The organism is Aquabacterium sp. (assembly GCF_048860245.1).
In the GTDB taxonomy this organism is placed as follows: Bacteria; Pseudomonadota; Gammaproteobacteria; order Burkholderiales; family Burkholderiaceae_C; genus Aquabacterium.
The window spans coordinates 57,837-66,580 of record NZ_JBLIZW010000074.1; the positions used below are offsets into that span (position 1 = coordinate 57,837).

Genomic DNA, 8,744 nt, shown 5'->3' on the forward strand with positions numbered 1-8,744 from the left:
GATAAAGGACGCGTAAGTCTTTGATCTTGCGCGTTTTTTATTTACACTTGAGGTAAGACGAAAGGGTTGTACTGTGACTCGCACAAACTGGAAGCAAAACTGGTTGATCTTGGCGCTCGCCGGGGTGCTGTCTTTGTCCCTGGGTGTGTCGGCTCAGGCTGCGACCAAGAAGGTTGCCTCAGCCAAGACGAAGACCGTTGCAGCGACAAAGTCCAAGGCTGTTGCCTCGAGCAAGGGCAAGAAAAGCGCTGCCGAAAAGCGGGACGTGGCCAGCAAGTCTGACAAGTCCAAGAAGGTTGCTTCATCGAGCAAGCGCCAAGCAGACAAGGTGGCAGACCGCCGTGCCCGCGGGAGCAAGGCCGAGTCACGTCAGGCTCGTGCAGAGCCGCGCGCACCTCGCGTCGCAGCTGTAGCGCCAGTGAAGCCCGTGGTCCTGCGTCAGTCGGCGACCCACGTGCCGGTGGCCGGCATGGCCAACGTGGCTGCGGCATCCAGCGCATCGGGCGCTTCGTTCGGTCAGCTGTACGGCTTGCACCACACGCCGGATCCTCTGGATCTGAAGTCGAGCGTTGCTTTGGTCCTGGATCAAGATACCAACGAGGTGGTGTTCGACAAGAACTCCAACGCAGTGTTGCCCATCGCATCGCTGACCAAGTTGATGACGGCCACGGTGGTGGTCGATGCGCATCAGCCTTTGGATGAAGAAATTTCTATCACGGCCGACGATGTGGACACCGAGAAGAACAGCAGTTCGCGCTTGGCAGTTGGCACCACCCTGACCCGTGGTGAAGCCCTGCATTTGGCCTTGATGTCCTCCGAGAATCGCGCGGCCCACGCCTTGGGCCGCACCTACCCGGGTGGTCTGGGTGCTTTTGTCAATGCGATGAACGCGAAGGCTCGCGCTTTGGGTATGCATGACACCCGTTATGTTGATCCCACCGGCCTCAGCAGCCGCAACCAGTCAAGCGCTCGTGATCTGGCTTCGCTGGTTCGTACGGCCTATCAGCAACCTTTGATCCGCGAGTTGTCGACATCGCCTGAGTACGCGGTTCGCCTTGGCGCGCGGCAGGTGCAGTTCCGTAACACCAACAGCTTGGTGCGCAATCCTTCTTGGGACATCGGCTTGCAGAAAACCGGCTACATCGTCGAGGCAGGTCGCTGCTTGGTGATGCAGGCCCGCATGGCTGGCCGCAAGTTCATCATGGTGTTTCTGGACTCTACCGGCAAGTACTCTCGGCAGGCTGATGCCGAGCGTGTCCGTCGCTGGATTGAAAACGGTGGCCAGACTCGTCGCACCGTGAGCGCCTCAGCGCAGGTCAAGAACGCTTCTTGATGCCTTGTGCGAAGCGCCCCAACTGGCGGCGCTGGCATCCATCACAAAACGGCGCCGCTCAATCTGGGGCGCCGTTTTCTTTTGGGATGGGCGTGTGCTCAGCTGTGCTGCCAGCCTAACGACGTTGACACCCTCTGTGCACAGCCGCGCAGGGCATCCAGCCACTCAGGCTGAAGGGGTTGGTTGGCGCTGGTCAGGCTCAGGCTTGCGCAAATGTGTCCCATGTCATCGAGCACGGGCACGGACGCACTGTAGCCGCCGGCATCGCGGGCATCTCGGTCTTGCGCCAAACCGTTTTGGCGAATCTGCTGAAGCTCCAGTTGCAGCAGATCCGGGCGCGTGCCGATCGGGACCAAGGCCTGCAAGCTATTGGCCGAGTCGTTCAGCAGCAAAACCTTGCCCGCTGCGCTTGAAATGAGCGGCAGTCTCAGGCCCATCACGCGGGTGACCTGCACCCCGGCTCGCTCACTCACGGTTCGTTCGACGCACAGGGCTTCGTCATCCTGTCGGACGAAGAGGGCAACGGGTTGCCCGGTCAGCCGATGGAGGTCTTGCATGGGTCTGACTGCAAGTTCGCGCACATCCAGCCGAGCCTTGACGAGGTTGCCAAGCTCCAGCAAGCGCATGCCCAGCCGGTAACTGCCGGGGCCGCAGCGCTCCACCATGCCTCCTACGGCCAAATCGTTCAAGATCCGGTGTGCGGTGGATGGGTGAAGGCTGGTCCTCTCGCTGATGACCTTAAGCGAGACAGCATCGCCTTCCTGCGCCAGGGTGTCGAGCAGCGAAAACATTCTGCTGAGCACTTGGATGGACGTCGAGTTGTGTGGGGTGTCGCTCATCTGGGGGCATCCTCTTGGGAACCAGGTTTCGAAACATGGGATCTACGCTCAATCGGCGAAATAATCCTGGGCTTGAGCTGTTTTACGAACCTTCTTGGTGCGCATGTTCGGGTTCTCATGACATTCATGTACTTTTCCCGCTTCTTTGGCGCCATGCGAGGCGTGCTGGTGCTGTGGTGCCTCTGCTTGCTTGGCGCCGGGCAGAGCTTGGCTGCACCTGACTTGTCGGCTGCTGCAGCCAGCAGTGCCACGCCTGCGTCTCAAGCCCAGCCCGCTCGACGGTGGATGACGGTGCCCCGTGTGTATGGGCAGCTTCAGACCAAGGACCTGGGGGTCGTCATCAACGATGACGATCCTTATTCCGTGCAGGTGGGGGCCTACTACCTCAAGGCTCGTCATATTCCTGAAGGGCAGGTCTTGCACGTGCGTTTGCCGGTCAAAGGCGCCTTGACGTCAGCGGAGTTTGAGGAGTTGCGCAAGAAGATCGACACGCACTTCGCGGATCGGGTTCAGGCGCTCGCTTTGATCTGGCGCTTGCCTTACGCTGTCGAGTGCAATGCCATCACGGGAGCGCTTGCGCTGGGTTTTGATCCCAAGGTGTGCAGCAACACCTGCGCACCGACACGTCCATCTTCTTATTTCGGCACGGCGTCATCTCGCCCCTATTCAGAGCATCACATGCGTTTGAGCATGCTGCTGGCCTCCAAAGACATTCCGTCGGCCAAAGCCTTGATTGACCGAGGCGTCAGCGCTGATGGCACTTTGGGACTTCGGGGCGGTTTGCCGGTGGCGGCTCACTTTGTCACCACCAGCGATGAAGTGAGAAGTCGTCGCAGAAGCTTGTTTCCGCCTGCGGGACTCCAGCCTAAATTGGGGGTCGACGTTGTATTGGATCAGGCTGACGCCTTGCGCGATGCCGACCGCGTACTCATCTACCTGACAGGTCGAACCATGGTCGACCATCTGGAGACCGTGCATTTCCTGCCCGGCGCGCTGGCTGATCACCTGACGTCGTTTGGCGGTGTGCTCGACAAACCCCACGGGCAAATGACGGTACTGTCGTGGATCGATGCTGGCGCAACGGCCAGTTACGGCACAGCCAGTGAGCCCTGTGCCCATTTGCAGAAGTTTCCCCACCCTCAGGCCTTGCTGCTGTTTTATTTGCAGGGTGCCACGGCCATTGAAGCCTATTGGAAAAGCGTCCTGTGGCCGCAGCAAGGACTGTTTGTGGGTGAGCCTCTGGCTGCGCCGTTTGCCCGACGGGTGACGGGGGCTACTTCAACAGTCCCCAGCGGACCTTCTGACTGATCCAGCTCTTCATGAGTGGGGTGAGAACGATGCGCTGGTGCAGCACCAGATCGCCGCTTTGGGCAACGGCCGCCATTTGTGCCAATTGAATATGCGCCAGCACCAACAGAGGTTTCAACGCCCGCTGTTCGGCGCGTGACAGTGCTCGAATGGCTGAGAGCCCCTGATCGAGGGTTGCATGGGCCTGTGCATGCAAGTGCCCCAACAGGGCGGACCAGCCCGCGGGCACTTGTTGGGCGTCCGGTCGGGTAAGTTGGTGAGCCTTGACATCGTGGGTCTGCAAGACATCAATGGCCACATTGACCCAACCTGCGCGTGCATCCTGCCCCAATCGTCCCAGTTGATGGGCTTGACGCAAACCGACACCCAACAGATTGGCTGCCGAGCGGGCCGCGTCGCTCGTGGCCCCCAGCAAGACCGCGGCACTTTCGGCCGCTGCGCCGGTGGTTTGTCGTGCATGTCGCTGCAGGCTGCCATCGTCCAGCCAGCGTGTTTGATGGACCAACTGAATCAGCCCCTCGATCTGTTGTGACCACAGTGGCCACTCCGGCCAAGTCGGGGCGTTTGGCAACAGGGTGAACGCCTTGACGCGCTGCAACAGCGGGTGTTGCGCTTGGCCTTGCTCGGCCCGCTTGAGTTCACTCAGCCACCAGGTCAGCTTTTGCTCGGCCACCCCGGGGTCTCGCACCTCATAAGGAATGAGGGCGGTCTCGTGCCACCACGTCAGCCAGGTTTCGAGGGGCGCGCGCTGTTGTGCTGGCACCACCTTCAGTGCGTGATAAAGACTGCTGCCTGGGCGAGGGAAGGTGTGTGCGAGCCGCTCCGGCCGAGCGTCCTGAGGTGAGGTGTCGGTTGCGAGAGTGGGCGCTGAGGGCGGTTGTGAACGGTCGGTCATGTCTCAAGGTCTGCTGCGGACCCTATTGTCCATGTGTCAGGAAGCCGGCAAAGGAAGACCTTAAATTTCTTACTGACCCGCGAGTCAGTTACTATGGCGGCCTGTGATGTCGGGAAGAGGCATGCCGAAGGCGTGAGCCAGGCAACTTTCCGGCCCCATTTTTCTAAGACGACAAGAATGAACACCATGCGCTGGACCAAGGCCTCTGCCTGTGTTGTGATGCCCCTTTGCCTGAGTTTGCTGGTTGCTTGTAGCAAGCCGCAGCCAACTGAGGCGCCGGTGCGCGCTGTGCGCACCATGGTTCTGACCGACGCGGGGGGCGTGCTGGAGCGTGAGTTCGCGGCAGACATCCGTGCGCGACATGAGTCCCGCCTGGGGTTCCGCGTGGGGGGCAAGGTGGTGCAGCGTGCGGTGGTTCTGGGGCAAGCCGTCAAGGCCGGGCAGGTACTGGCTCAGCTTGATCCGCAGGATTTGCGTCTCGTTCAGGATGCCGCCCGTGCGGGTGTGGCCGCTGCCGAGGCCAATGCTGCACTCTCGGCCTCCAATCTGAAGCGTTTCACCGAACTGCGTGCACAGGGATTCATCAGCTCGGCAGAGCTTGAGCGTCACGAAACCGCCAACCGTGCGGCACAAGCCAGCTTGCAGCAGGCACGCGCACAAGCCGGTGTCCAGACCAATCAGGCCAACTATTCGGCATTGGTGGCAGACGCAGCGGGTGTCATCACCTCTGTGGATCTGGAGCCTGGTCAAGTTGTCGCTGCCGGCCAGCCGGTGCTCACCTTGGCTCATGATGGCGCCCGTGATGCGGTGTTTGCCGTGCCGGAAGACATGGGCGCAGCGGTGCGCGCACTGATCGGCAAGCCGGGCGCATTGAAGGTTCGCCGTTGGGGCAGCGCCGATTGGGCGCCGGTGACCCTGCGGGAAATGGCGGCGGCAGCGGATCCGGTCACACGCACTTACCTGGCGAAGGCGGATGTGGGCAGCGATCATTTCGGCCTGGGGCAGACGGCGACGGTCATGCTCAACACCACGGTGCGAGCCAACGGTGGCTTGCGCGTCCCGCTCAACGCACTGGTCGAAAAAGATGGGCATTCAGCGGTGTGGGTGCTTGATGGGCAATCCATGACCGTGAAGACCGTGCCTGTGGTGACGGCGGACATCAGCGGCAATGTGATTCTGGTGACCAAAGGCCTGAATCCTGGTCAGGAAGTGGTGACCGCCGGCGTGCATGTGTTGACCGAAGGTCAAAAGGTACGTCGCTACCAACCAGATGCTGCCACGCCCGCTTCGGCGCCAGCTTCTGCAGCATCCAAATAACCAGCGCACGGAGAAACACCGGTGAGTAACGGTACGAATACGTCCTGGTCTGGCAAACAGCGCTTCAACATCTCGTTGTGGGCGTTGGAGCACCCGGCGCTGACCCGCTATCTGATGATCGTTCTGATGGTCTTGGGGGTTGCGGCTTACTTTACTTTGGGTCAGGACGAAGATCCTCCCTTTGCGTTTCGTGCCATGGTGGTGCGAACCTACTGGCCTGGCGCCACCGCTCAGCAAGTGGCAGAGCAGGTGACGGACAAGATCGAGCGCACGCTCCAGGAGGTGCCCTACGCCGACAAAATCCGCTCTTACACCAAGCCGGGTGAATCCTTGACCATCATGATGGTCAAGGACAGTTCGCCCCCCAAGGAGATTCCCAATCTTTGGTATCAGGTGCGAAAGAAGGTCGGCGACATGCGCTACACCTTGCCGCAAGGCGTGGTGGGGCCGTTCTTCAATGACGAATTCGGGGATGTGTACGGGTCGATTTATGCGATCTCGGCAGATGGCTTTTCCCATGAAGAGTTGCGTCAATTTGCCGAGCGTGTGCGCTCCGACATGCTGCGTATCCCCAACGTCGCGAAGGTTGAGTTGTGGGGCGTGCAGCCGGAAAAGGTGTTCATCGAGATTCCGCAGCGTCGCCTGGCCGAGCTGGGCATCGACATGAGCCAGGTGATTGCGCAGCTGAATGCACAAAACGCCGTCGAAGGCGGTGGGGTCTATGCTGGCGAGCAGGCCAATGTGCAGATGCGCGTCAATGGCGCCTTCCAGTCGGTCGATCAACTGCGTGTGCTGCCGATTCGTGTGATGAATCCGGTCACTGGCCAAGCTCGCAGCGTCAAGCTGGGTGACATCGCAACGGTGACGCGTGCCTACCAGGATCCACCATCGACCAAGGTTCGCCATCAAGGCAAAGAAGTGATCGCGCTGGGTGTTTCCATGGCCAAGGGCGGGGACATCATTGCATTGGGCAAGAGCTTGTCTGAAGCCACCGAGCGCATTCGCCACGATCTGCCCGCCGGTATCGAGCTGGATCAGATTCAAAACCAGCCCGCCACGGTGTCGAGTTCGGTGGGCGAGTTTGTCAAAGTGCTGATTGAGGCGGTGGTGGTGGTGCTGGGTGTGAGCTTCCTCAGCTTGGGCCTGCATACCAAGCCCTGGCGCCTGGACGTGTGGCCTGGGCTGATCGTGGCCATCACCATTCCTTTGGTGCTCGCCTTGACCTTCCTGGTGATGAAGTTCTGGGGCGTGGGACTGCACAAGATCTCGCTTGGGGCGCTCATCATCGCGCTGGGCCTGCTCGTGGATGACGCCATCATCGCCGTGGAAATGATGGTCCACAAGCTGGAAGAAGGTTATGACAAGGTGCACGCCGCGACGGCGGCTTACAACCTGACGGCCATGCCCATGCTGACCGGCACGTTGATCACCGCCGCTGGGTTTCTGCCCATCGGGATGGCCAATTCAGCAACCGGTGAATACACCTTTGCCATTTTTGCGGTGACAGCTGCGGCCTTGGTCATCTCTTGGCTGGTGTCGGTGTACTTCGTGCCTTACTTGGGGCAGCAACTGCTGCGAACCAAGCCCAAGATTGCGCATGGCAGCGACGAAGATCTGTACGACACCCCGTTCTACAGCCGTTTCAAAAAGCTGGTGAACTGGTGTGTGGAACACCGCTGGATCACCATTGGACTGACGATCGGTGCTTTGGTTCTGGGTGTCATGGGGATGGGGAAGGTGCAGCAGCAGTTTTTCCCGGACTCCAACCGTCCAGAAATTCTGGTGGATCTGTGGCTGCCGGAAGGCAGCAGCTTCCAGGCTACCGAAGACATGGCTCGGCGATTTGAGGCGCGTCTCCTGAAAGAGCCGGGCGTCAAGTCGGTCAGCACCTGGGTGGGCTCAGGCCTGCCGCGCTTCTATCTGCCGCTGGATCAAATCTTCCCGCAAACCAACGTCAGCCAGGCGGTCGTGTTGCCGGAAAGTTTTGCGGCTCGCGAGGCCTTGCGTCACCGCTTGGTGACGGTGATGGCTGAGGAGTTTCCGGAGTTGCGAGCCCGGGTGAAGTTGTTGCCGAACGGGCCGCCTGTGGCCTATCCGGTTCAGTTCCGTCTGGAGGGCCCTGACGTTGCGACCCTGCGCCGCTTTGCAGACGAGGCCAAGGCCATCATGCGGTCTCACAAAGACATGCACGGCATCAACGACAACTGGAACGAGTCGGTCAAATCCCTGCGTCTGGAAGTTGATCAGGACAAGGCCCGTGCCTTGGGTGTGACCACGCAGTCGATTTCGCAGGCTTTGCGCACGCAGACCTCGGGCACGATCGTGGGCCAATATCGCGAGAGCGATCGCCTGATCGACATCGAGTTGCGTGCGCCGCAATCCGAGCGCGTGACCCTGGAAGCACTGGACAGCGCCTATGTACCCTCGGCCACCGGTCGCATGATTCCCTTGTTGCAGGTGGCCAAGCCTCAACTGGCTTGGGAGCCTGGCGTGTTGTGGCGTGAAGGTCGCTTGTTTGCCGTCACCGTGCAAGGGGACGTACGCGATGGCGTGCAAGGCCCGACGGTGACCACCGCCTTGTGGCCCAAGATGCAGGAACTGCAGCAACGCATGCCGGCAGGCTACCGCGTGGTGGTTGCCGGGACGACCGAAGAAAGCAGCAAGGGCCAGGGCTCGATCATGGCCAATCTCCCCACCATGCTGTTCATCATCTTCACGCTGCTGATGCTGCAGTTGCAGAGCTTCTCGCGCGCGCTGTTGGTCTTCCTGACCGGTCCCATGGGGATCGCGGGCGTGGCCATGGCCTTGCTGGCATTGGATCGCCCCTTCGGCTTCGTGGCGCTGCTCGGCGTGATCGCCTTGATGGGCATGATCATGCGCAACTCGGTGATCCTGATCGACCAGATCGAGCAGGATCGTGCGTTGGGCGTGGCCGCTTGGGACGCCATCGTGGATGCTGCAGTGCGTCGTTTCCGACCCATCGTCCTGACAGCTGCTGCGGCAGTCCTGGCCATGATTCCGTTGAGTCGCAGCACCTTCTGGGGCCCGATGG

At 60.6% G+C, this 8,744-nt stretch carries 6 protein-coding genes; 4 read left to right on the forward strand and 2 right to left on the reverse strand.

The genetic code is table 11. The features are described from left to right. Positions 1 to 73: 73 nt before the first annotated feature. Complete coding sequence (gene pbpG, locus ACMV18_RS08950) at positions 74 to 1,333, forward strand: D-alanyl-D-alanine endopeptidase (protein WP_420817557.1); 1,260 nt, start codon at positions 74 to 76, stop codon at positions 1,331 to 1,333. A gap of 98 nt (positions 1,334 to 1,431) precedes the next feature. On the opposite strand, the gene ACMV18_RS08955 is transcribed toward pbpG, so the two are convergent. Next, on the reverse strand, positions 1,432 to 2,172 hold the full coding sequence (locus ACMV18_RS08955; protein ID WP_420817558.1) for an IclR family transcriptional regulator: 741 nt from the start codon (positions 2,170 to 2,172) through the stop codon (positions 1,432 to 1,434). A 126-nt stretch (positions 2,173 to 2,298) separates the two neighbouring features. Between ACMV18_RS08955 and ACMV18_RS08960 the strand changes: the two genes are divergently transcribed. Beyond that, positions 2,299 to 3,480, forward strand: a complete 1,182-nt coding sequence (locus ACMV18_RS08960; protein ID WP_420817559.1) for a TIGR03790 family protein — start codon at positions 2,299 to 2,301, stop codon at positions 3,478 to 3,480. Here the strand turns inward: ACMV18_RS08960 and ACMV18_RS08965 are convergent. Then, complete coding sequence (locus ACMV18_RS08965; RefSeq protein WP_420817560.1) at positions 3,446 to 4,375, reverse strand: squalene/phytoene synthase family protein; 930 nt, start codon at positions 4,373 to 4,375, stop codon at positions 3,446 to 3,448. The two genes, ACMV18_RS08960 and ACMV18_RS08965, sit on opposite strands and share 35 nt — an antisense overlap. A 186-nt stretch (positions 4,376 to 4,561) precedes the next feature. Here ACMV18_RS08965 and ACMV18_RS08970 point away from each other — a divergent pair, with 186 nt between their 5' ends. Continuing rightward, positions 4,562 to 5,692 (forward strand): efflux RND transporter periplasmic adaptor subunit, encoded by a 1,131-nt coding sequence (locus ACMV18_RS08970; RefSeq protein ID WP_420817561.1) that lies wholly within the window; start codon positions 4,562 to 4,564, stop codon positions 5,690 to 5,692. 21 nt (positions 5,693 to 5,713) lie between these two features. Beyond that, a partial coding sequence (locus ACMV18_RS08975; protein ID WP_420817562.1) for an efflux RND transporter permease subunit occupies positions 5,714 to 8,744 on the forward strand: 3,031 nt, incomplete at its 3' end.